The sequence below is a fragment of the Roseateles sp. GW835-FHT13E02 genome (assembly GCF_058794035.1).
In genome coordinates, this window is sequence record NZ_JBXAGJ010000008.1 from 80,037 (window position 1) to 100,105 (window position 20,069).

A 20,069-nucleotide genomic window follows, 5' to 3' on the forward strand; every position below is an offset into this window, starting at 1 on the left:
TTCTCTCAATCATGGACATCACCCAACTGCTCGCATTTTCGGTCAAGAACAAGGCCTCCGACTTGCACCTCTCGGCCGGCTTGCCACCGATGATTCGCGTGCATGGGGATGTGCGTCGCATCAATGTCGAAGCCCTGGAACACCGCCAGGTGCACGACATGGTCTACGACATCATGAACGACTCGCAGCGCAAGATCTACGAAGAGTCGCTGGAAGTGGACTTCTCGTTTGAGATCCAAGGCCTGGCGCGCTTCCGGGTCAATGCCTTCAACCAGAACCGCGGCGCCGGCGCCGTGTTCCGGACCATCCCGAGCAAGATCCTCTCGCTGGAGCAGCTTAACGCCCCCAAGATCTTTGCCGAGCTGGCCCTGCGCCCGCGCGGCCTGGTGCTGGTGACCGGCCCCACGGGCTCGGGCAAGTCCACCACCTTGGCCGGGATGGTCAACCACCTCAACGAGAACGAGTACGGCCACATCCTGACCATCGAGGACCCGATCGAGTTCGTGCACGAGTCCAAGAAGAGCCTGATCAACCAGCGTGAGGTCGGCCCGCACACCATGAGCTTTGCCAACGCGCTGAAGTCGGCGCTGCGCGAAGATCCGGACGCCGTGCTGGTCGGTGAAATGCGTGACCTGGAAACCATCCGCCTGGCCCTGACCGCGGCGGAAACCGGCCACTTGGTCTTCGGCACTTTGCACACCTCGTCCGCCGCCAAGACCGTGGACCGGATCGTCGATGTGTTCCCTGCTGCTGAAAAAGAAATGGTGCGGGCCATGGTGTCCGAATCCCTGGTGGCCGTGATCTCGCAAAGCCTGTGCAAGCTGAAGGACGGCTCGGGCCGGGTGGCGGCGCACGAGATCATGCTGGGCACCTCGGCCATTCGCAATCTGATCCGCGAGAACAAAGTCGCGCAGATGTACTCGGCCATCCAGACCGGCAACAGCGTGGGCATGCAGACCCTGGATCAGAACCTCACCGACCTGGTGCGCCGCAACATCATCTCAGCCGCCGAAGCCCGCGCCAAAGCCAAATTTCCGGAAAACTTCCCAGGATGAAATCCTGGGAAGTTTGACGTCACTCCTATGGCAAAGCCATGGGAGTGACGGCAGAACTTTCCGGGCAAATCAGCCCATCACCCGCTTGCGAGCCTGCTACATTGCCGCCGGTCAATTCAAGCAGACGGTTAGGACGACTCACTCATGGAACGCGATCAGGCCTCGAAATTCATCAACGATCTGCTGCGCCTGATGATCTCGCGCAAGGGCTCGGATCTGTTCCTCACGGCCGAGTTTCCGCCCGCCATCAAGGTCGACGGCAAGGTCACCAAGGTCTCGCCCCAGCCCCTGACCGGCCAGCACACGCTGCAGCTGGCGCGTTCCATCATGAACGACAAGCAGGCGGCCGAGTTCGAGCGCAACAAGGAATGCAATTTCGCCATCTCGCCGCAAGGCATTGGCCGCTTCCGCGTCAATGCCTTTTTGCAGCAGGGCTCGGTGGGCCTGGTGCTGCGGACGATTCCGGCCGATCTGCCGACCATTGCCTCGCTGGACCTGCCACCGGTGCTGCGCGAGGTGGTGCAGTTCAAGCGCGGCCTGGTGATCGTGGTGGGCGCCACCGGCTCGGGCAAGAGCACCTCGCTGGCCGCCATGATCGATGAGCGCAACCAGACCACCTTCGGCCACATCATCACCATCGAAGACCCGATCGAGTTCGTGCATCCGCACAAGAACTGCATCGTCACCCAGCGCGAGGTTGGCATCGACACGGACAGCTGGGAGTCGGCCCTGAAGAACTCCCTGCGCCAGGCGCCCGATGTGATCCTGATGGGCGAGCTGCGCGACCGCGAGACCATGGAGCATGCCGTGGCCTTCGCCGAAACCGGTCACCTTTGCATGGCCACCCTGCACGCCAACAGCGCCAACCAGGCGCTGGACCGCATCATCAACTTCTTCCCCGAAGAGCGGCGCAGCCAACTGCTGATGGACCTGTCGCTCAATCTGCGTGCCCTGGTCTCGCAGCGCCTGCTGCCGCGCCGCGAGGGCAAGGGCCGGGTGGCGGCGGTCGAGATCCTGCTCAACACGCCGCTGGTGTCCGACCTGATCTTCAAGGGCGAGGTCGGCGAGATCAAGGAGATCATGAAGCGCTCGCGCGAGCAGGGCATGCAGACCTTTGATCAGGCCTTGTTCGATCTCTACGAGAGCGGCAAGGTCACCTACGAAGACGCGCTCCGCAATGCCGATTCGGTCAACGACCTGCGTCTGCAGATCAAGCTCAACAGCGAGCGCGCGCGTTCCGGCGATCTGAGCACCGGCACCGAGCACTTCACCATCCTCTGAGCTCGCGGCCGACCTCGGCTGCGTTCCTGTCCTGGTTTAGAGTCGGGGCATGAACGCTGCCACCACCCACCCCCATCTCCCCACCGGCGCCGCCGCGCGCTCCTACGATGCCATTCCTTCTCAGCCTGTGGCCTTTCTGGGCCTGGGTGTGATGGGCTACCCGATGGCCGGCCATCTGGCCCGCGCCGGCCACCAGGTGACGGTTTACAACCGCACGGCCAGCAAGGCCGAGGCCTGGGTGGCTCAAGAGGGGCAAGAGCGCGGCTGCGCCGCCGCCACGCCGCGCGAAGCGGCCCAAGGTGCGCGCATCGTGTTTGCCTGCGTGGGCAATGACGAGGACCTGCGCTCGGTGGTGCTGGGCGAGCAAGGCGCCTTCGCCGGCATGGCGCCGGGCGCGGTGTTTGTGGATCACACCACAGCCTCGGCCGAGGTCGCCCGTGAACTGCATGCCGAGGCGCGCCGTCTGGGTCTGCACTTCATCGATGCGCCCGTCTCGGGCGGTCAGGCCGGTGCCGTCAACGGTGTGCTGACGGTGATGTGCGGTGGCGATGCCGAGCCCTTCGAGCAGATCCGCCCGGTGACCCTGGCCATGGCCAAGGCGGTGACACGGGTGGGCGAGTCGGGCGCGGGTCAGCTGGCCAAGATGGTCAACCAGATCTGCATTGCCGGCTTGGTGCAAGGTCTGGCCGAGGCCATCGCCTTTGGCGACAAGGCCGGCCTGGACATGAAGCAGGTGCTCGATGTCATCGGCAAGGGCGCGGCCCAGAGCTGGCAGATGGACAACCGCGGCAAGACCATGGTCGACGGCAAGTTTGACTTCGGCTTTGCCGTCGACTGGATGCGCAAGGACCTCGGTCTGGTGCTGGACGAGGCGCGTCGCAACGGTGCGCGCCTGCCGGTGACGGCCGTGGTCGACCAGTTCTATGCCGATGTGCAGGCTGCGGGCGGTGGCCGGCTGGACACGTCCAGCCTGATCCAGCGCCTGAAGTAAGCAAATCGCCGGCTTGTTGGCCGGCTCATTTGCTCGTTTACTTGCCGGTTTACTTACCGGCGCCCTCGACGCGCTTGGGCGTCAGCCGGGCCAGTTCTTCTTCGCTGATGATCTCGAAGGCGCGCACCACTTTTTGCACGCCGCTGACACCGCGGGCGATCTCGACCGCGCGGTTGGCCTCGCGCTCGGTGACGCGACCCATGATGTAGACCGTGCCGCGCTCCACCACCACGTAGAAGGCATTGGAGATCAGGTCGCGGGCGTCGACCAGGCTGAGCTTGATCTTGCTGGACAGCGTCACGTCGCTGGCGCGGCTGCTCAGCGAGCTGTTGCCGAGCACGGCGGTTTCGTTCAACACCTGGCGCACGTTCTCGACCTCGGCGGCAATCTTCTCGACCCGGGCGCGTTCGGCTTCGCTGGCCACTTCACCGGTCAGCAGCACCATGCGGTTGTAGGCGTTGACGCTGACATGGCCTTTGTCGCCGACCTGCTCGCGGATGCGCGTGGAGGTCTTGAACTCGATGCCTTGGTCTTCGACCTGGGTGCCCGAGGTGCGGCGGTCGGTGGCGACCAGGGCGCCGCCCATCATGGCGCCACCCAGCACCAGGGGGGCGCAGGCGGTGGACATGAAGGCTGCGCCCAGCGCGAGCAGCAGGACCGAGGTTCGGGCGTTGCGGTGTTGAAGCAGTTTCATGGGCAGGGCTTGGCTGTGAGTCGGTGAAGAAGGGGCGCGGCGGGAACGTGCGGCGGAGCGTGAAGGCTCTGCCGGCTCATTCATTCACTCGCGCCCAGCAATTGCAGGTCGAGCGCGTCGCACAGACAGTGCGCCAGCAGACGCTGGGCCTCGGACACGCGGGCGGCGCGGCTGTGCGGCACGCGGATCTGCACATCGGTGTCTTGCAGCAGGGCGCGCATTTCGTCGGTGGGGCTGCCGGTCAACGCGATCACGCTCATCTCCTGGGCGTGAGCGGCCTCCAGCACCGGTGCCCAGCGGGCTTGCTGATCGGGCTGGGCTTCAAAGATCAGCAGCAGATCACCGGGGTGGCCGTGGGTTTGCACCTGGCGGGTCAGGGCGGTCTCGGCGCTGCAGCCGTGGGCCTGGCCGTCCAGGGCCCAGGCGGCGAGGCCGGGGCGGTCTTGTTCAAAGCGTCCCACCAGCAGGGCGGCCATGTAGCTGGCATCCAGTGCCGACAGGCCTTGACCGCAGCAGAGCACGCGGCCACCGCTGGTGATGCCCTCGATCAGCATCTGCGCGGCGTCGGCCAGAGGGCGCGACAGGTTCTCTGCCACCTGGTACAGCAGGTCGGCGCTTTCGAAGAACTGGGTTTGGATTCTTTGCTCTAGCATGTGGCGGGATCATAAGCGAGTGCAGGCAAACCCTGGGTTCGCCGCCCAGGGCGCGCAATCCGGCACGCCGGGGCGCGGAGGCCGAGTCTTGAAGCAGGCCCCGCATTCCTCAAGCCGCATCGAAGGCCGCGACCAGCCACTCCACCTGATCGCCATCGATCGCCACCACATCGAAGCGGCAAGGCGGTGGGCTGGCGTGCCGCAGCAGGTAATGCTGGGCCGCGTAAATCAGCCGGGCCTGCTTGCGGGCAGTGACGCTGGCCGCCGCGCCGCCGTGCGAGAGGCCGGCCCGGGCGCGCACCTCGACGAAGACCAGGGTGCCGTCGCGGGCGCGCAGAATCAGGTCCACCTCGCCCGCGTGGGCGCGCGGCCCGGCGGCGACCCGATAATTGCGCTCCAGCAATTGCAGGCCCTGGGCCTGCAGATGGTGCAGGGCCGCGTCCTCGGCGGCCTGGCCCAGGCGCTGGCGCGCCGTCGGCGTGCCGCTGCTTGCTGTTGCGGCTGCCTTGCTGGCCGACGCGCCCGTTTTTTTCGGAGAAACCCACTTGAACATCGATGCCTCCCTGCTCCTGCAGGCGGCTGCAGCCGCCGCGGGTGGCCAGCAGTATCCTGCAGCCACGCTTTATGTGGTGGCCACGCCCATCGGCAATCTGGCGGACATCAGCCTGCGGGCCGTCCATGTGCTGAGCCTGGTCGATGCGGTGGCCTGCGAGGACACCCGGGTCAGCGCCGGCCTGCTGCGCCATCTGGGCTTGCACAAGCCACTGGTCAAGCTGCACCAGCACAACGAGCATGAGGCCAGCGCCGACTTGCTGGCGCGGCTGAAGCAGGGCGAGCGCATCGCCTACATCAGCGATGCGGGCACGCCCGCCATTTCCGACCCTGGCGCGGTGCTGGTGGCGGCGGTGGCTGGGGCCGGGCTGCGCGTGCTGCCCTTGCCGGGTGCCAGCAGCACGGTCACAGCGCTCAGCGTGGCCGGCGACACGGCGGCCGAAGGTTTCGAGTTCGCGGGTTTCCTGCCCACCAAGAACGCCGAGCGCCGCAGCGCCTTGCAGGCTTTGACGGGCAGCCGGCGCAGCCAGGTGCTGTTCGAGGCACCGCACCGCATCGAGGCCTTGCTGGCGCTGCTGGCCGAGCTCTGCCCGGAACAAACGGTGACGGTCTGCCGCGAGCTGACCAAGCAGTTCGAGACCGTGCACACCGCGCCGGCGGCCAGCTTGCCGGCCTGGCTGGCCGCCGATGCGCAGCGCGAGCGCGGCGAGTTTGTGCTGGTGCTCCACGCCGTGCGCGCCAGCCAGGCCGCGGCCGAGGACCTGCCGGCCGAGACCCTGCGCACGCTGGATCTCTTGCTGCGCGATCTGCCGCTCAAGCAAGCCGTCAGCCTGGCGGCCGAGTTGAGCGGCGCTTCGCGCAACCGCCTCTACGAGCTGGCCTTGGAACGAAAGAAGAACCCCGCCGAGGATTGATCCTGGCGGGGTGTGGGCTGGCGTCTGACGCCAGCACGTCAGCGCTCAGGCCCTTATTGACCCGTCGTGGTCTTTTCGTTGTGCTTGGCGCGGTGGATGGCCGCGCTCTTGCGCTCCTGCATGCGGTGCAGATGACGGCGCTCTTGCTGGGTCACGGTGCCATCGGCCTTGGCCTGAGCTTCGGCGTTCTGCACGGCGGCCTGGCCGCGCTCCAGGCGCTGGGTTTCCTGGGCGGTCAGGGCGCCCGAGGCGGCGCCCTGGGCGATGCGGGCCTGTTGGTGGGCCTGGCGCTGGTCCACGCGCGGGGTGGCGGGCGTCTGGGCCTGGGCGGTGCTGGCGATCAGGCCCAGCAGGGCCGTGCCGATCAGGGAGAGGCGGAGCTTGCGAGTCATCATCGTGGCGGCAGCGTTCATGGGGTGAAGACCTTGTGTCGATCCGGCCCGAGGGCAGGGGGTGGTGGGGTGGGATCAAGCCGCGGAAGTGCGGGCTTGATGCTGTTCACAACGCCGCCTGCTCGCGCTGCGGTGACCGTTGGGCGGTAAAGATCCGTGAAGCTCTGTGTGCCACTGTGCCTGTCGGGTTCAGGGCTCAGGGTTCAGGCTTCAGTCATCAGGCCTCACGCCGCAAGCGCTGAGCCGCGCTGTCGCGATGCGGCTGCACCGGCTGCAGTGCACCCGCCCGGGCCAGGCCAAAGGCCGGCATGTTCAGGTAGATGCTCTCGTGCTCGCCGGCGCGCACCGAGTAGGTCTCATGCCAGACGCCGACGGTGCCGTTGTTGCCGACGGCCTTGTTGAAGGCCGCCCAGGCCGGCAGGTGGGCCGATTGGCGGTCTTTCGCGTAGGCCAGCAGCTGGTCCATCGAGCGCCAGTACTGCACGCCGATGACGGTGCGGCTGAACCACATCTCGGCGTGCAGCAGGCCGCGCTCGGGCTGGGCGCGCAGCTCGGCCAGCATGCGCGGCATGGCGGCCGCCACCGGCCACCATTTGTGCAGCAACCAGGGTTTGTTGATGCGCATGCCAATCAGGAAGACGACAAAGTCGCCGTCGATCTGGGCCGTCATTCTTTGAGCGTGGATCATGAGGGAGGGAGTCAGGGAAACATCGACAGGGCTGCAGTGTCGGCGCCGGCTTCGTGTTTCGGAACTGGCTATATTGCGATCCAGATATTCATTTTTGAATTGGGGGCCGCATGGCACTGGATTGGTCGCATGTGCAGATTTTTCTAGCCCTGGCCGAAGCCGGCTCGCTCAATCGGGCTGCGCCGCAGCTGGGTCTGAGCCAGCCCACCCTGGGCCGGCAGCTGGTAGCGCTGGAGGAGTCGCTGGGCCAGGCCTTGTTCGAGCGCCACAGCCGGGGCTTGAGCCTGACCGAGGCCGGCCAGGCCATGCTGCCGGCCGCACGGCGCATGCGTGAGGGCGCGCAGGAGCTGGCCCTGGCCTTGGCCGCGCGCGATCAATCGCTGGCCGGCACGGTGCGCCTGACCGCCAGCGATACGGTGAGCACCTATTTCCTGCCGCCGGTCTTGCATGCCCTGCGCCAGCGCTACCCCGAGGTGCAGATCGAGCTGGTGGTCAGCAACGAGCAGGAGGATTTGCAGCAGCGCAGCGCCGACATCGCCCTGCGCATGGTGCGGCCCGAGCAGGAGATGCTGGTGGCGCGCAAGCTCAGCGAATGGCCGGTCGGCGTGTTTGCCCACCGCGACTACATCGCCCGTCGCGGCCTGCCGCAGATGGCCAATGTCCTGGAGCACGACTGGCTGGGCTACGACCGCTCGGACCGCATGTTGCGCGGCTTTGCCGCGGCCGGCATGCCGGTGCCGGTGAGCTTCTTTGGCCTGCGCTGTGACAACCAGGTGGTGGTCTGGGAGGCCATGCGCGCCGGCATGGGCCTGGCCGTCAGCGCCGTGGCCCTGGGTGAACGCGACCCGGCGCTGCAGCAGGTGCTGCATGAGCTGCCGATCGAGCCGCTGCCTCTGTGGCTGACCGCCCACCGCGAGCTGCGCGACACGCCGCGTTTGCGGGTGATCTTCGACGCCCTGGCCCAGGCCTTCGCGCGGCCGTTCTGATTCAGCGGCAGGGCCAATCGGGCGCCGCCCCTGCGCGGCCGCGCCCGCTCCTACAATGGCTCGCATGATCTCGCGCGAACCCACTCTTGCCCGCCTGGTAGCAGCCCGCAGCCAATTGCTGGAGCCTTACGGCCTCAGTGAACATGTTCTGACCAAGGCCTTGCGCCTGATCACCGAACACCGGGTTGACGATGCCGACCTGTACTTCCAGACCACCCGTGCCGAGGGCTGGAGCCTGGAGGAGGGCATCGTCAAGAGCGGCTCCTTCAGCATCGACCAGGGCGTGGGTGTGCGCGCCGTGGCCGGCGAGAAGACGGCGTTTGCCTACTCCGACGATATTTCCGAAGCGGCCCTGATGGACGCCGCCCTGACCGTGCGCAGCATCGCCGCCGCCGGCCAGAGCCGCCGCGTCAAGGTGCCCAGCGTCGGCACGGTGGCGCCCAGCCGTGCGCTCTACGGCGCGGCCGACCCGATCGCCAGCCTGGACAGCACCGAGAAAGTCGCCCTGCTGGAGCGCGCCGAGCGCATGGCCCGGGCCAAGGATCCGCGTGTGGCCCAGGTCATGGCCGGCCTGGCCGCCGAGCATGATGTGGTGCTGGTGGCGCGCGCCGACGGCACCCTGGCCGCCGATGTGCGGCCCCTGGTGCGCATGTCGGTGACCGTGATTGCTGAGAGCAACGGCCGCCGCGAGGTGGGCAGCGGCGGCGGCGGCGGCCGTTTCGGCCTGGCCTATTTCACCGACGAGATGATTGCCAGCTATGTCGATCAGGCGGTCAATGCGGCCCTGACCAACCTCGACTCGCGCCCGGCCCCGGCCGGTGAGATGACCGTGGTCTTGGGCCCTGGCTGGCCCGGCGTGCTGCTGCACGAGGCCATCGGCCACGGCCTGGAAGGCGACTTCAACCGCAAGGGCTCCAGCGCCTTCGCCGGCCGCATCGGCCAGCGCGTGGCTGCCAAGGGCGTGACGGTGCTGGACGACGGCACCATCCCCGACCGCCGCGGTTCGCTCAATGTTGACGACGAGGGCTGCGCCTCGCAGCGCAATGTGCTGATCGAGGACGGCATCCTCAAGGGCTACATCCAGGACGCGATGAACGCCCGCCTGATGAAGGTGGCCCCGACCGGCAATGGCCGCCGCGAGAGCTATGCCCACCTGCCCATGCCGCGCATGACCAACACCTACATGCTCGGTGGCGACAAGGACCCGAAGGAAATCATCGCCAGCATCAAGAAGGGGCTGTACGCCACCAACTTCGGCGGTGGCCAGGTGGATATCACATCGGGCAAGTTTGTCTTCTCGGCCAGCGAAGCCTTCTGGGTGGAAAACGGCCAGATCCAGTACCCGGTCAAGGGCGCGACCATCATTGGTAACGGTCCAGATGCACTGACTCGCGTCACCATGATCGGCAATGACATGCAGCTGGACACGGGCGTGGGCGTCTGCGGCAAGGAAGGCCAGAGCGTGCCCGTGGGTGTCGGCCAGCCGACCCTGCGCATTGATGGCCTGACCGTGGGCGGCACCGCCTGAGGCCTGTTGTGCCAAGACCTCAGTGCCCCGTTCGGCGCTGAGCGTTTGTCAAAAACTGCGTGCTACATTCCAGCTCATGCACTCGCCGAAGACCTATTTCTTTAGCTTTTTTTGGTTCTCTGACCGCACCGGCGGCCGAGAGGTGAGCGCGTAAGCCAAGCAAGACAAGCAAGCACAGCGCACAAATCTCAAGAAACCGCCGGGTCCACCATCCGGCGGTTTTTTTTCGTCTCTTGAGCCGCGCTGCATCGAACACAGACCACGGAAAGTGAGAGTCACGCCCATGAATGCCAAGTCCGCCAAACCGGAGATTCAGGCTGAACGCTGGTACTCGCAAGAGGACAAGACCAGCGCGACCGATGACGAGCGCATCGTCGACATCACGCCGCTGCCGCCGCCGGAGCACTTGATCCGTTTCTTCCCGATCCGCGGCACGCCGATGGAGCAGCTGATCGCTGGCACGCGCCAGAGCATCCGCAAGATCATGCAGCGCAAGGATGACCGCCTGCTGGTCATCATTGGCCCCTGCTCCATCCACGACCCGGCCGCGGCGCTGGAGTACGCGCGCCGCCTGTTGCTCGAGCGCGAGAAGTACGCCGACACGCTGGAGATCGTCATGCGCGTCTACTTCGAGAAGCCGCGCACCACGGTGGGCTGGAAGGGCTTGATCAACGACCCCTACCTCGACGAGAGCTACCGCATCGACGAAGGCCTGCGCATCGCCCGCCAGCTGCTGCTGGAGATCAACCGCCTGGGCGTGCCGGCCGGCTCGGAGTTCTTGGACGTGATCTCGCCCCAGTACATCGGCGACCTGATCTCCTGGGGCGCCATCGGCGCGCGCACGACCGAGAGCCAGGTGCACCGCGAACTGGCCTCGGGCCTCTCCGCCCCGATCGGTTTCAAGAACGGCACCGACGGCAATATCAAGATCGCCACCGACGCCATCCAGGCGGCCGCCCGCGGCCACCATTTCCTCTCGGTGCACAAAAACGGCCAGGTCGCCATCGTCGAGACCAAGGGCAACAAGGACTGCCATGTGATCCTGCGTGGCGGCAAGGCGCCCAACTACGACGCCGAGAACGTGGCTGCTGCCTGCAAGGACCTGGCCACCTCCAAGCTGGACACCACGCTGATGGTGGATTGCTCGCATGCCAACAGCTCCAAGCAGCACCTGCGTCAGCTCGAGGTGGCGCGCGATGTGGCGGCGCAGATTCGCGCTGGCAGCCAGAGCATCTTCGGCGTGATGGTCGAAAGCCATCTCCACGACGGCGCCCAGAAGTTTACGCCGGGCAAGGACGATGCCCGGAAGCTGGAGTACGGCAAGAGCATCACCGACGCCTGCCTGGGCTGGGACGATTCGCTCGAAGTGCTGGAGGTGCTCAGTGCCGCGGTGAAGGCGGCGCGCGCGTGATTTGAGTCCCTGCCCGGCGGCCCGGTTCTGAGCCAGAATCGGGCCGTTCCAGCCCTGAAAGGCCCGCGATGCGCAGTGAAGTGAAGGTCGTGTTCAGCCCGCTCCAGCAGTTCGATCTGGTGGTGGATGCCGAGGAAGTCTTGAGCTTTGAAGCCGCCCGCAAGTGGCTGGACGAGCAGTACGTCAAGAACGAGTGCGAGCCCATGCGCGGCTCGGGCAAGGTCTTGCTGGCCGACAAGATCCTCGGCGTGGCCGCGGCCGTGGGCCCGGCGGCCTTCAGCGACCCGGCCTGGGCCATGGACTACGCCCGGGCCACCAGCGGCGCCCTGAGCAAGGCCTTGCTCAAGGTCGACGTGGCCAAGCGCACGCTGTCGTACTGAGCCTGCGGGCTCGATCAGGCCTGCAACTGGGGCGCCGGCAGCTGCCAGCCCAGCTGCAGCGAAGCCAGGCGCAGCGCCGCCACCACCAGCATGCCGCTGAAGAAGGCGATCTGGCGCGGCAGGCCCAGGGCCCGCAGCAGCAGATAGGCCGCAATGCCGCCGATGGCCGCGCTGGCGTAGATGTCCCGGCGCAACAGCAGGGGCACCTGGCCGGTCAGCAGATCACGCAGCACGCCGCCGCCGCTGGCGGTGATGGTGCCCAGCAGCACCACGACCAGCCGTGGCTTGCCGGCCTCTTCGGCGATCTCGGCGCCGCACAAGGCGAACAAGGCCAGGCCCAGGGTGTCGGCCAGCACCAGGGCGACATGGCCGCTGGCCAGGGCCTGGCTCCAGCGGCTGGCGGCCAGGGCGGTCAGCAGGGCGGTGAGGCCGATCACCTTGATGTAGCGCGTGTCCGTCATCCAGAAAATGGGGTGGCGGCCGAGCAGCAGGTCGCGCAGGGTGCCGCCGCCGATGGCGGTGATGGCGGCCAGCACCAGCACGCCGAACAGGTCCAGCCCGGCCTGCATGGCGGCCAGGGCGCCGCTGCTGGCGAACACGGCCACGCCGGCCAGATCCATCCAGTACAGGATGGCGCGGGCGCGCGGGGTCAGGGATTCTTTGTCGTCGGCAGCAGCGGGATTCATGGGGCGGGATTTTCGCAGCCCCACCGGGCCGCCCGGCAAAACTTGCAGCCCGGGCTCTTGAAGCTCACGCGCGCGTCCCCACATCCCGCTCACCAGTGCGGGCGGCAAGCCGTTCCGCGCCCCTCGTCTTCTTGTTTGTCTTTTGTTTTTCAAAGATCCACGGGCACGCCATGACACAAAAACAAACCCATGCCTTCCAGGCCGAGGTCAAGCAGATCCTGCACCTCGTCACCCATTCGCTGTATTCCAACAAGGAAATCTTCCTGCGCGAGCTGGTCTCCAATGCCTCGGACGCCTGCGACAAGCTGCGCTTCGAAGCGCTGGACCATGCCGAGCTCTTCGAGGACACGCCGAACCTGGAGGTTCGGGTCTCGTTTGACGAGGCCGCCCGCACCGTCACCATCAGCGACAACGGCATCGGCATGAGCGCCGAGGAAGCCATTGCCCACCTGGGCACCATCGCCAAGAGCGGCACGCGCGAGTTCATGGCCAAGCTGGAGGGCGACCAGAAGAAGGATGCCAACCTGATCGGCCAGTTCGGCGTGGGCTTCTACTCGGGCTTCATCGTCGCCGACCGCATCACGGTCGAAACCCGTCGCGCCGGCCTGAAGGCCGAAGAGGGCGTGCGCTGGACGTCCGAGGGCACAGGCGACTACGAGGTGGAGACCATCACCAAGGCCGGCCGCGGCACCGATGTGATCCTGCATCTGCGCGAGGGCGAGGATGAGTTCCTCAAGACCTGGCGCCTGAAGTCGGTCATCAGCAAGTACTCCGACCACATCTCCCTGCCCATCCTGATGAAGAAGGAAGAGTGGGATGCCGAGGCCGCCAAACAGGTGCTCAAGGACGAGTGGGAGTCGGTCAACAAGGCCTCGGCCCTGTGGTCGCGCTCCAAGAGCGAGATCACGCAAGAGCAGTACGACGAGTTCTACAAGCAGATCAGCTACGACACCGAGGCGCCGCTGGCCCACACCCACAACCGCGTGGAAGGCCGCAGCGAGTACACCCAGCTGCTCTACATCCCCAAGAAGGCGCCGTTTGACCTGTGGAACCGCGACAAGCGCGGTGGCGTCAAGCTCTACGTCAAGCGCGTCTTCATCATGGATGACGCCGAGGCGCTGATGCCGGTCTATCTGCGCTTCGTCAAGGGCGTGATCGACTCGGCCGACCTGCCGCTCAACGTCAGCCGCGAGCTGCTGCAGGAAAGCCGCGATGTGAAGGCCATCCGCGAGGGTTCGACCAAGCGCGTGCTGGGCATGCTGGAATCGCTGGCCGACAGCGAGGACGCAGCCGATCGCGCCAAGTACGCTGACTTCTGGAAGGACTTCGGCCAGGTGCTCAAGGAAGGCATCGGCGAAGACCATCAAAACCAGGAGCGCCTGGCCAAGCTGCTGCGCTTCGCCTCCACTCATGCCGACGAAGGCGTGTCCCTGGCCGACTACCTGAAGCGCGCCAAGGAAGACCAGGAGGCGATTTACTACATCACCGCCGACAGCTTGAGCGCCGCCAAGAACAGCCCGCAGCTGGAGATCTTCCGCAAGAAGGGCATCGAGGTGCTGCTGCTGACCGACCGCGTGGACGAGTGGATGCTGTCCCACCTGTTCGAGTTCGAAGGCAAGCCGCTGCAATCGGTGGCCAAGGGCGCCATCGACCTGGGCAAGCTGCAGGACGAAGAGGAAAAGAAGAAGGCCGAGGAAGCGGCTGAAACCTTCAAGCCCCTGCTGGACCGCCTGAAGGAAGCGCTGAAGGCCCGCGCCAAGGATGTGCGCGTCTCCACCCGTCTGGTCGATTCGCCCGCCTGCATCGTGGTGGAAGAGGGCGATATGAGCGGCCATCTGGCCCGCCTGCTCAAGCAGGCCGGTCAAGCCGCGCCCACCTCGCTACCGACCCTGGAGATCAATGCCGAGCACGCACTGATCAAGAAGCTGGACGGCGCCGCCCAGTTCGACGATCTGGCCCAGGTGATCTTCGACCAGGCTGTCCTGGCCGAGGGCGGCCATCTGGAAGACCCGGCCGCCTACGTGCGCCGTGTCAACGCCATGCTCTTGGGCTGATGTTTCCTCAACGTCCTGCTCGATGAAAAAAGCCCGCCATCTGGCGGGCTTTTTCATGCGGAGCGCGCGCTCAGACTGAGCGGCGACGGCCGGCGCAAACGCCCAGCAAGGCCAGGGCCACCAGCGACAGCGTCGCGGGCTCTGGCACGTGGTTGGATGCGGGGGCAGCGCCAGTCAAGGAGATCGAATCGACCCCAAAGTCATTGCCGTAGCCCCAGTCGAGCCAGCCGCCGCCTTGGTAGTAGCCCGAAAGTTGGTATTCGTTCTTCAGTGTGATTTGAGCTGTTGTGGCAGCGCCAGAATTCCAGCTCAAGCTGATCAGGTTCCAGCCGCCTGTGGCAGCCTTGACGATGCCACCGACATTGCTGCCGTTGATCTGCGCTTGGATGGGCACGTTGTAGGGTGCATAGCCTGCGTAGTCGTCCTGCACGTAGAACTGGAGCGTGTAATCGCTGTTGGCGGCAATGTCGAAGACGGAGCTGATGAAGAAGCGATGGTCGGGTTCCGGGCCTGTGCGGGTGCCCAGGTTGAAGTAGGCGCCACTCTGCCCGCTGGAGCCGACAACGCAATTGCCTTGGCCTTGGCAGTCCGACCAGTAGGCATCGCCGCGAGTCCAGCCGTTGAAACCGTTGTCAAAGCCTTCGCTATAGACAACGCCGGCTTGTGCGCCACCGGTGAAGAGGCCACCAACGAAGGCCAGAGTCATGGCGCTGAAGAGTTTTTTGGATTGCATAAGTTGCTCATTCAAAGAGGTTTGAACCAGAACCCGACAGCTCAGCGCCACGTCCCGCGCAGCGCCTGAGCGCTGGCTTGACATGGCCTCCGTTCCATGGGGAGAAGGCAACATTCAGTTACAAGTTCCGTGCCAGCTTGATACAGCTCAATGAATCAAGGAGTTAGGGCCCGGAGCTTGTTGGGCTGCGGGATTCTGTAAAGCTGACCGACAGATCCTGGATGCCAGGGGGCTCGAAAGACGCGCACCTTCCTAGCGGAAACCCTCATCGAACTGAACCCCGCCTTCATCGAGGAAGTCATCCACGGGGCGTTCGTCCTTGGGCGTCATGGCCTCCAGCTGCTCGCCCAGTTTGGCGACCTGGTCATGCCAGTAGTTGGACGTACCGAACCAGGGGAAGGCGAGCGGAAAGGCCGGGTCGTTCCAGCGTTTGGCCAGCCAGGCGCTGTGGTGAATCATGCGCAGGGTGCGCAGCGGTTCGATCAGGCGCAGTTCGCGGCGGTCGAACTCGGCCACCGTCTCGTAACCGTCCAGCACCCAGGACAGCTGCTGGCGCGCCGCCACTTCGTCGCCAGAGAGCAGCATCCACAAGTCCTGCACCGCCGGGCCGGTGACGGCGTCGTCCAGGTCCACAAAATGCGGCCCATGGTCGGGCGTCCAGAGGATGTTGCCTGGGTGGCAGTCGCCGTGCAGGCGCAGCACCTTCAGCTCCGGGATGCTGTCGAAGATGTGCTGGATGCGGCTCAGGCAGGCCTGCACCACCGCATCCCAGGCGGGGAAGACTTCGATGGGCACGCAGTCCAGGGCGACCAGCAGATCGCGGGCCATGCGGCCGGGCTCAGCGCCGGCCCAGCGCAGGCGGTGCTCGAAAGGGCGCTGCCGGCCGACCGTGTGCAGCCGGGCCAGCAGGCGGCCGATCCAGCGCAGCACCTCGGGGTCTTCCAGCTCGGGCGCCCGCCCACCTTGGCGCGGGGTGACGGCGAAGCGCTGGTCGCCGAAATGGGCCAGCGTCGCCGGCGTGCCGGCCAGGTGCAGCTGGCCCTTGATGTCCTGCAGCGCCCAGGGTGCGGCCACGGGCACCTCGGCCTCGGCCAGCTCGCGCGCGAACTGGTGCTCTTCGAGGATCTGCGCATCGCTCCAGCGCCCGGGCCGGTAGAACTTGGCCACCGCAATGCGCCCGTCTTCCAGGTGCAGCTGCAGCACCCGGTTCTCGTAGGAGTTCAGCTGCAGCATGCGGCCGTCGCCGTAGAGGCCGGCGGCGTCCAGCGCGTCAAGCATGAATTCGGGGGTCAGGGAGCCGAAGCTGCGGTCCAGGTCTGGGTTCATGGGTGGGGAAAAGAAAAAAGCGGCGCCGGACCTCGTTCGGTCCGGCGCCGCAGTATCGCCTGGGCGCTGCTGGCGCTGTGGGGGCTGTGGGGGCTGTGGGGGCTGAGGCTTTGGCCGAAGGGCCTGCGCCTTCAGCGGGGCAGCCTGCCGCCGTAGCGCGGCGAGTCGACCACCAGGCCGACGATGTCGTTGGGCGCCTCGTCCGGGTATTGCGCGTCGGCGTTCAGCGGCTCACCGAAAGGCACCGAGTTCTGGAAGGCCGGGCCGCCACGGTGGCTGCTGTGTCCGCGGGGCGGCGCATCGACCATGCCGTTGTTGTCGAAGCGGCTGTCGGGTGCGAAGAAAGAGTCGTGGAACACGGCCGAGTCTTGCCACAAGCCTTTGCGGCTGGCGCGGCGCGGGGTGCTGCCGTTGAGGCTGGGTCGCGAAGGCGACACCGTGCCAGGCATCGGCGCGGCCTGCGGGCCACGCGAGTTGCTGTTGCTGAAGGGCACCAGGAGCTGCAGCTCGGCCGCGCTGGGCAGGTTGTCGATGGCGCAGCGCAGGTAGCGCACGCGGCAGGCGCCCAGCACCGACTGCTTGATCTGCAGGCCGCGGCCCGAAATGCCGCGTTCGCTGTCCAGGTCGACGGCCGCCAGCACGCGGCCGTTGGGGCTACAGATGGCGAAGGTGACGTTGATGGCGCCCAGCAGGTCGAACCAGTAGCGCACTTCCTGCGCCTCGGTCGGCTGGCAAAAGCGCACCAGGGGCAGCTTGGACAGGATCACATGGTGCGGCAGCGCTTCCTTGAGCAGGCGGTAGACGCGCCGCTCATCGCTGCTGAACACCGGCCGGGCCGTCAGCGACCATTCGGTCGGCAATGGCTTGGTCGGCGGCGCCGAGCGCCGCAGCACCCACAGCAGGGCCAGCGCCAACAGGCCGAAGCCCGAGGCGAGCGCGATGATCCACGGAATGGTGCTTTGCATGCCCTCGACAGCCCCAATGGGTTTGAATTCTTTGCGCCTGTGATCAGGTGCTTATTCACCAAATGTAGCGCAGGAAGATGACATGTAACTGGGTGTATCCCCTGGTTCAGGGGCGTCAGTTCGCGGGGTCGGTGGGTGAAGCGAAAGGGTGTGCGAAACGCGACTTTCGCTGTTCCTCAGGCGGCGCCGTCCGGGCCAGCGGGCGGCCCCGGCCATGCTCAGAGCTTGGCGCCCTTGCCGGCGTCGCCGAGCTTGGCCTTGACCTCGGCCACGCCATCGAGGATGTCGCCAATTACCCGCACATGGCGCTTGAACTGGAAGTCCAGCTCGGCCAGGTGGCGCTCGATCGCTTCGTCCACATGCGAGGACACGGTGTCGGGCGGCAGGCGCAGCCAGGCTTCCGATTCCGAGCCATCACGCTCCACGGTCGCGCCGGCATTGCGGGCGATCTTGAGCATGGCGGCGTTCTCGCTCAAGGCGTGGATGAACAAGGTGTCGATACCGCGGTTGCGGGCATGCAGGGCCGCGCATTCAAACAGTCGCGCGCCAAAACCCCGGCCGCGCACCTGGCCCAGCACCGAGACGCCAAATTCGGCCATGGCGGCCTTGCCCGGGCGCTGCGGTCGCGGCGCGTAGGCGAGGTGGGCCATGGCCACCAGTTCCAGCTTGCGGTTGAAGATGCCCAGCACCTCGTCGCGCTCGAAATCCAGCGACATGGCGTAGCGGCTGATCTGCTCGTCCGAAGCGGGGTAGCCGAAGCGCAGATAGCGGTCGCGTTCGCTCAGGGTCAGCAGATGCTGGGCGATGCGGTGGCGGTGGCGGCGGGCCAGCGAGCGTATGGGCACCCAGCTGGACATGCGGCGCAAGGCGGCGACCGGATTCCAGGCGGATGATTCCTCGGCGGCGGCGGGCGCGGTCTTCAGATCCTTGTCGGTGCTGTCAACGTCGGGTTTCATGGCTGGACCCTGTGGGTCGTACGTAATAACCCGGATGGTAACCCGGGATCTGGCGGCCTGCCTCCCCTTGATCGGTGGATCAGCCTTTCCTTTTCGGGTCAGCTGCTGCTAGAATCGCAGGCTTCCCCTGATTTGGCTGTGGGGAAGAAACCCATGCGCCTTGTGTGAGAGGTCGCGAGATGCGGTCGGGCTTGGAGGCAACTTCAGGTCGGCAGCATCCCGATAAGCGGCACCGAATGTAGCGCGTGTGGGTATGAATCAGCCATCCGACCGCCGGGCAGATGTTCTGCCGGGCATTCGAAAGAAACTCATGAAGACCTTCAGCGCCAAGCCGGCAGAAGTGACGCACGAGTGGTTTGTGATTGACGCCACCGACAAGGTGCTCGGACGTGTTGCCAGCGAAGTGGCACTCCGTTTGCGCGGCAAGCACAAGGCCATTTACACGCCTCACGTGGACACCGGCGATTTCATCGTCATCATCAACGCAGACAAGCTGCGCGTCACTGGCAACAAGGCCAATGACAAGGTGTACTACCGTCACTCGGGTTTCCCGGGCGGTATCTACGCCACCAAGTTCAAGGACATGCAAGCCAAGCACCCGGGCCGCGCCCTGGAAAAGGCTGTCAAGGGCATGCTGCCCAAGGGTCCTCTGGGCTACGCCATGGTGAAGAAGCTGAAGGTCTATGCCGGTGACACCCACCCGCACGCCGCTCAGCAGCCCAAGGCTCTCGAAATCTAAGGAGCGGTGATGATCGGAAACTGGAACTATGGTACCGGCCGCCGCAAGTCGTCGGTCGCACGTGTCTTCATCAAGAAGGGCACGGGCCAAATCGTCGTCAACGGCAAGCCTGTCGAGAACTACTTCGGCCGTCAAACCTCGATCATGATTGCCAAGCAGCCCCTGCTGCTGACCAACCATGGCGAAACCTTTGACATCAAGGTCAACGTTCACGGTGGTGGTGAGTCGGGTCAAGCCGGTGCTGTGCGCCACGGCATCACCCGCGCTCTGATCGACTACGACGCGACCCTGAAGCCCGAACTGAGCCGCGCCGGCTTCGTCACGCGTGATGCGCGTGAAGTCGAGCGTAAGAAGGTCGGTCTGCACGGCGCTCGTCGCCGGAAGCAGTTCAGCAAGCGCTGATCGACTCTCGGATGGGCTGGCTTTCGAGCGGGCTCATCACACAACAAGGCCGCTTTTCAGCGGCCTTGTTTGTTTCTGGAAGAGATAGAGAAGACCCCTGTGTTGCGCCCTGGCGCGATTGCCAGCACCTGGCATGGGGTCTTGCTGCCGCGACCGCGGTCCCGCAGGCTTTTGCGTGGACAATGCGGCGCATAACGCCAACATCAGGAATACACATGAGCGCAGTGCTTGAAAATCCCGCCACCGGTGCCGACGAGATGCCCGTGCCGCTGGTCTTCACCGACAGCGCGGCCGAAAAGGTGCGCGATCTGGTGGCCGAGGAAGGCAACCCCGATCTAAAGCTGCGCGTATTTGTGCAAGGCGGTGGCTGCTCGGGCTTCCAGTACGGTTTCACCTTCGATGAAGCCGTCAATGAAGACGACACCCAGATGAACAAGAACGGCGTGACGCTCTTGATCGACGCCATGAGCCTGCAATACCTGGTTGGTGCCGAGATCGACTACAAGGAAGACCTGCAAGGCGCGCAGTTCGTGATCAAGAACCCGAACGCGACCACCACCTGCGGCTGCGGTTCCAGCTTCTCGGTCTGATCGACGTACGCGCCCATGGCGCAAGACAAAAGCCGCCCTCGAGGCGGCTTTTTCATGGGCGCTTACCTGGGTTTGAGCCGGGATCAGGCCGGG

The 20,069-nt window shown here is 65.7% G+C and carries 22 protein-coding genes; 12 read left to right on the forward strand and 10 right to left on the reverse strand.

All coding sequences use genetic code 11. From position 1 onward, the window contains the following. Positions 1-11 precede the first annotated feature (11 nt). The 3 genes from AC1Q6P_RS09755 to AC1Q6P_RS09765 all read left to right on the forward strand — a co-directional run bounded on the left by AC1Q6P_RS09755 (position 12) and on the right by AC1Q6P_RS09765 (position 3,327). A complete protein-coding gene (locus tag AC1Q6P_RS09755; protein ID WP_102766115.1) occupies positions 12-1,055 on the forward strand; it encodes a type IV pilus twitching motility protein PilT in 1,044 nt (347 codons plus the stop codon). A gap of 144 nt (positions 1,056-1,199) precedes the next feature. Then, positions 1,200-2,336 carry a PilT/PilU family type 4a pilus ATPase gene (locus AC1Q6P_RS09760; protein ID WP_102766116.1) on the forward strand — a complete coding sequence of 379 codons (1,137 nt, stop codon included), beginning with the start codon at positions 1,200-1,202 and terminating at the stop codon, positions 2,334-2,336. 49 nt (positions 2,337-2,385) lie between these two features. Then, a complete protein-coding gene (locus AC1Q6P_RS09765; protein WP_492663739.1) occupies positions 2,386-3,327 on the forward strand; it encodes an NAD(P)-dependent oxidoreductase in 942 nt (313 codons plus the stop codon). A 49-nt stretch (positions 3,328-3,376) separates the two neighbouring features. Here AC1Q6P_RS09765 and AC1Q6P_RS09770 read toward each other — a convergent pair whose 3' ends face one another. From AC1Q6P_RS09770 to AC1Q6P_RS09780, 3 genes are all read right to left on the reverse strand, one after another. After that, entirely contained in the window at positions 3,377-4,021 is a 645-nt protein-coding gene (locus tag AC1Q6P_RS09770) for a BON domain-containing protein (protein ID WP_492663740.1), read from the reverse strand. 80 nt (positions 4,022-4,101) lie between these two features. Next, positions 4,102-4,674: an SIS domain-containing protein gene (locus AC1Q6P_RS09775; RefSeq protein ID WP_102766119.1), complete on the reverse strand. Its 573-nt coding sequence runs from the start codon at positions 4,672-4,674 to the stop codon at positions 4,102-4,104. Between the two features lie 109 nt (positions 4,675-4,783). Continuing rightward, positions 4,784-5,227, reverse strand: coding sequence for a YraN family protein (locus AC1Q6P_RS09780; RefSeq protein WP_492663741.1), 444 nt, complete (start codon positions 5,225-5,227; stop codon positions 4,784-4,786). On the opposite strand from AC1Q6P_RS09780, the gene rsmI reads away from it, so the two are divergent. Continuing rightward, complete coding sequence (gene rsmI, locus AC1Q6P_RS09785) at positions 5,220-6,140, forward strand: 16S rRNA (cytidine(1402)-2'-O)-methyltransferase (RefSeq protein ID WP_492663742.1); 921 nt, start codon at positions 5,220-5,222, stop codon at positions 6,138-6,140. The two genes, AC1Q6P_RS09780 and rsmI, sit on opposite strands and share 8 nt — an antisense overlap. A gap of 53 nt (positions 6,141-6,193) precedes the next feature. Here the strand turns inward: rsmI and AC1Q6P_RS09790 are convergent, their stop codons facing one another. Beyond that, a complete protein-coding gene (locus tag AC1Q6P_RS09790; protein WP_492663743.1) occupies positions 6,194-6,553 on the reverse strand; it encodes a hypothetical protein in 360 nt (119 codons plus the stop codon). Positions 6,554-6,749: 196 nt separating this feature from the next. Continuing rightward, the gene (locus AC1Q6P_RS09795; protein ID WP_492663744.1) at positions 6,750-7,220 is read right to left on the reverse strand and encodes a DUF4188 domain-containing protein; all 471 of its coding nucleotides are present in this window, start codon (positions 7,218-7,220) and stop codon (positions 6,750-6,752) included. Between the two features lie 110 nt (positions 7,221-7,330). On the opposite strand from AC1Q6P_RS09795, the gene AC1Q6P_RS09800 reads away from it, so the two are divergent. The 4 genes from AC1Q6P_RS09800 to AC1Q6P_RS09815 all read left to right on the forward strand — a co-directional run bounded on the left by AC1Q6P_RS09800 (position 7,331) and on the right by AC1Q6P_RS09815 (position 11,525). Then, positions 7,331-8,206: a LysR family transcriptional regulator gene (locus tag AC1Q6P_RS09800; RefSeq protein ID WP_492663745.1), complete on the forward strand. Its 876-nt coding sequence runs from the start codon at positions 7,331-7,333 to the stop codon at positions 8,204-8,206. Positions 8,207-8,270: 64 nt separating this feature from the next. Next, the gene (gene tldD, locus AC1Q6P_RS09805; protein WP_102766123.1) at positions 8,271-9,734 is read left to right on the forward strand and encodes a metalloprotease TldD; all 1,464 of its coding nucleotides are present in this window, start codon (positions 8,271-8,273) and stop codon (positions 9,732-9,734) included. 283 nt (positions 9,735-10,017) lie between these two features. After that, positions 10,018-11,145, forward strand: a complete 1,128-nt coding sequence (locus tag AC1Q6P_RS09810; RefSeq protein ID WP_492663746.1) for a 3-deoxy-7-phosphoheptulonate synthase — start codon at positions 10,018-10,020, stop codon at positions 11,143-11,145. Positions 11,146-11,213: 68 nt separating this feature from the next. After that, positions 11,214-11,525, forward strand: a complete 312-nt coding sequence (locus AC1Q6P_RS09815; protein WP_102766125.1) for a hypothetical protein — start codon at positions 11,214-11,216, stop codon at positions 11,523-11,525. A 14-nt stretch (positions 11,526-11,539) separates the two neighbouring features. Here AC1Q6P_RS09815 and AC1Q6P_RS09820 read toward each other — a convergent pair whose 3' ends face one another. Continuing rightward, positions 11,540-12,211 (reverse strand): trimeric intracellular cation channel family protein, encoded by a 672-nt coding sequence (locus AC1Q6P_RS09820; protein ID WP_492663747.1) that lies wholly within the window; start codon positions 12,209-12,211, stop codon positions 11,540-11,542. A gap of 170 nt (positions 12,212-12,381) precedes the next feature. Between AC1Q6P_RS09820 and htpG the strand changes: the two genes are divergently transcribed. Further along, a complete protein-coding gene (gene htpG / locus AC1Q6P_RS09825) occupies positions 12,382-14,265 on the forward strand; it encodes a molecular chaperone HtpG (protein ID WP_492663748.1) in 1,884 nt (627 codons plus the stop codon). A 70-nt stretch (positions 14,266-14,335) separates the two neighbouring features. Here the strand turns inward: htpG and AC1Q6P_RS09830 are convergent, their stop codons facing one another. From AC1Q6P_RS09830 to AC1Q6P_RS09845, 4 genes are all read right to left on the reverse strand, one after another. Then, positions 14,336-15,112 (reverse strand): PEP-CTERM sorting domain-containing protein, encoded by a 777-nt coding sequence (locus AC1Q6P_RS09830; protein ID WP_492703162.1) that lies wholly within the window; start codon positions 15,110-15,112, stop codon positions 14,336-14,338. A 138-nt stretch (positions 15,113-15,250) separates the two neighbouring features. Further along, positions 15,251-16,324, reverse strand: a complete 1,074-nt coding sequence (locus AC1Q6P_RS09835; protein ID WP_102766129.1) for a serine/threonine protein kinase — start codon at positions 16,322-16,324, stop codon at positions 15,251-15,253. Between the two features lie 131 nt (positions 16,325-16,455). Beyond that, positions 16,456-17,289, reverse strand: a complete 834-nt coding sequence (locus AC1Q6P_RS09840) for a DUF2726 domain-containing protein (protein WP_271010415.1) — start codon at positions 17,287-17,289, stop codon at positions 16,456-16,458. 218 nt (positions 17,290-17,507) lie between these two features. Beyond that, positions 17,508-18,245: a GNAT family N-acetyltransferase gene (locus AC1Q6P_RS09845; protein ID WP_492663749.1), complete on the reverse strand. Its 738-nt coding sequence runs from the start codon at positions 18,243-18,245 to the stop codon at positions 17,508-17,510. Between the two features lie 310 nt (positions 18,246-18,555). Here AC1Q6P_RS09845 and rplM point away from each other — a divergent pair, with 310 nt between their 5' ends. The 3 genes from rplM (at position 18,556) to erpA (ending at position 19,976) form a co-directional block, all read left to right on the forward strand. Continuing rightward, on the forward strand, positions 18,556-18,984 hold the full coding sequence (gene rplM / locus AC1Q6P_RS09850; protein WP_102766131.1) for a 50S ribosomal protein L13: 429 nt from the start codon (positions 18,556-18,558) through the stop codon (positions 18,982-18,984). 9 nt (positions 18,985-18,993) lie between these two features. Beyond that, positions 18,994-19,386 carry a 30S ribosomal protein S9 gene (gene rpsI, locus AC1Q6P_RS09855; protein WP_102766132.1) on the forward strand — a complete coding sequence of 131 codons (393 nt, stop codon included), beginning with the start codon at positions 18,994-18,996 and terminating at the stop codon, positions 19,384-19,386. Between the two features lie 215 nt (positions 19,387-19,601). Further along, a complete protein-coding gene (gene erpA, locus AC1Q6P_RS09860; RefSeq protein WP_102766133.1) occupies positions 19,602-19,976 on the forward strand; it encodes an iron-sulfur cluster insertion protein ErpA in 375 nt (124 codons plus the stop codon). Positions 19,977-20,069 lie beyond the last annotated feature (93 nt).

Bases quoted from the DNA above. Each gene is read 5' to 3' on its own strand.
- AC1Q6P_RS09755 (WP_102766115.1), top strand. From the start codon at position 12: ATGGACATCACCCAACTGCTCGCATTTTCGGTCAAGAACAAGGCCTCC.
- AC1Q6P_RS09760 (WP_102766116.1), top strand. From the start codon at position 1,200: ATGGAACGCGATCAGGCCTCGAAATTCATCAACGATCTGCTGCGCCTG.
- AC1Q6P_RS09765 (WP_492663739.1), top strand. From the start codon at position 2,386: ATGAACGCTGCCACCACCCACCCCCATCTCCCCACCGGCGCCGCCGCG.
- AC1Q6P_RS09770 (WP_492663740.1), bottom strand. From the start codon at position 4,021: ATGAAACTGCTTCAACACCGCAACGCCCGAACCTCGGTCCTGCTGCTC.
- AC1Q6P_RS09775 (WP_102766119.1), bottom strand. From the start codon at position 4,674: ATGCTAGAGCAAAGAATCCAAACCCAGTTCTTCGAAAGCGCCGACCTG.
- AC1Q6P_RS09780 (WP_492663741.1), bottom strand. From the start codon at position 5,227: ATGTTCAAGTGGGTTTCTCCGAAAAAAACGGGCGCGTCGGCCAGCAAG.
- AC1Q6P_RS09790 (WP_492663743.1), bottom strand. From the start codon at position 6,553: ATGAACGCTGCCGCCACGATGATGACTCGCAAGCTCCGCCTCTCCCTG.
- AC1Q6P_RS09795 (WP_492663744.1), bottom strand. From the start codon at position 7,220: ATGATCCACGCTCAAAGAATGACGGCCCAGATCGACGGCGACTTTGTC.
- AC1Q6P_RS09800 (WP_492663745.1), top strand. From the start codon at position 7,331: ATGGCACTGGATTGGTCGCATGTGCAGATTTTTCTAGCCCTGGCCGAA.
- tldD (WP_102766123.1), top strand. From the start codon at position 8,271: ATGATCTCGCGCGAACCCACTCTTGCCCGCCTGGTAGCAGCCCGCAGC.
- AC1Q6P_RS09810 (WP_492663746.1), top strand. From the start codon at position 10,018: ATGAATGCCAAGTCCGCCAAACCGGAGATTCAGGCTGAACGCTGGTAC.
- AC1Q6P_RS09815 (WP_102766125.1), top strand. From the start codon at position 11,214: ATGCGCAGTGAAGTGAAGGTCGTGTTCAGCCCGCTCCAGCAGTTCGAT.
- AC1Q6P_RS09820 (WP_492663747.1), bottom strand. From the start codon at position 12,211: ATGAATCCCGCTGCTGCCGACGACAAAGAATCCCTGACCCCGCGCGCC.
- htpG (WP_492663748.1), top strand. From the start codon at position 12,382: ATGACACAAAAACAAACCCATGCCTTCCAGGCCGAGGTCAAGCAGATC.
- AC1Q6P_RS09830 (WP_492703162.1), bottom strand. From the start codon at position 15,112: ATGTTGCCTTCTCCCCATGGAACGGAGGCCATGTCAAGCCAGCGCTCA.
- AC1Q6P_RS09835 (WP_102766129.1), bottom strand. From the start codon at position 16,324: ATGAACCCAGACCTGGACCGCAGCTTCGGCTCCCTGACCCCCGAATTC.
- AC1Q6P_RS09840 (WP_271010415.1), bottom strand. From the start codon at position 17,289: ATGCAAAGCACCATTCCGTGGATCATCGCGCTCGCCTCGGGCTTCGGC.
- AC1Q6P_RS09845 (WP_492663749.1), bottom strand. From the start codon at position 18,245: ATGAAACCCGACGTTGACAGCACCGACAAGGATCTGAAGACCGCGCCC.
- rplM (WP_102766131.1), top strand. From the start codon at position 18,556: ATGAAGACCTTCAGCGCCAAGCCGGCAGAAGTGACGCACGAGTGGTTT.
- rpsI (WP_102766132.1), top strand. From the start codon at position 18,994: ATGATCGGAAACTGGAACTATGGTACCGGCCGCCGCAAGTCGTCGGTC.
- erpA (WP_102766133.1), top strand. From the start codon at position 19,602: ATGAGCGCAGTGCTTGAAAATCCCGCCACCGGTGCCGACGAGATGCCC.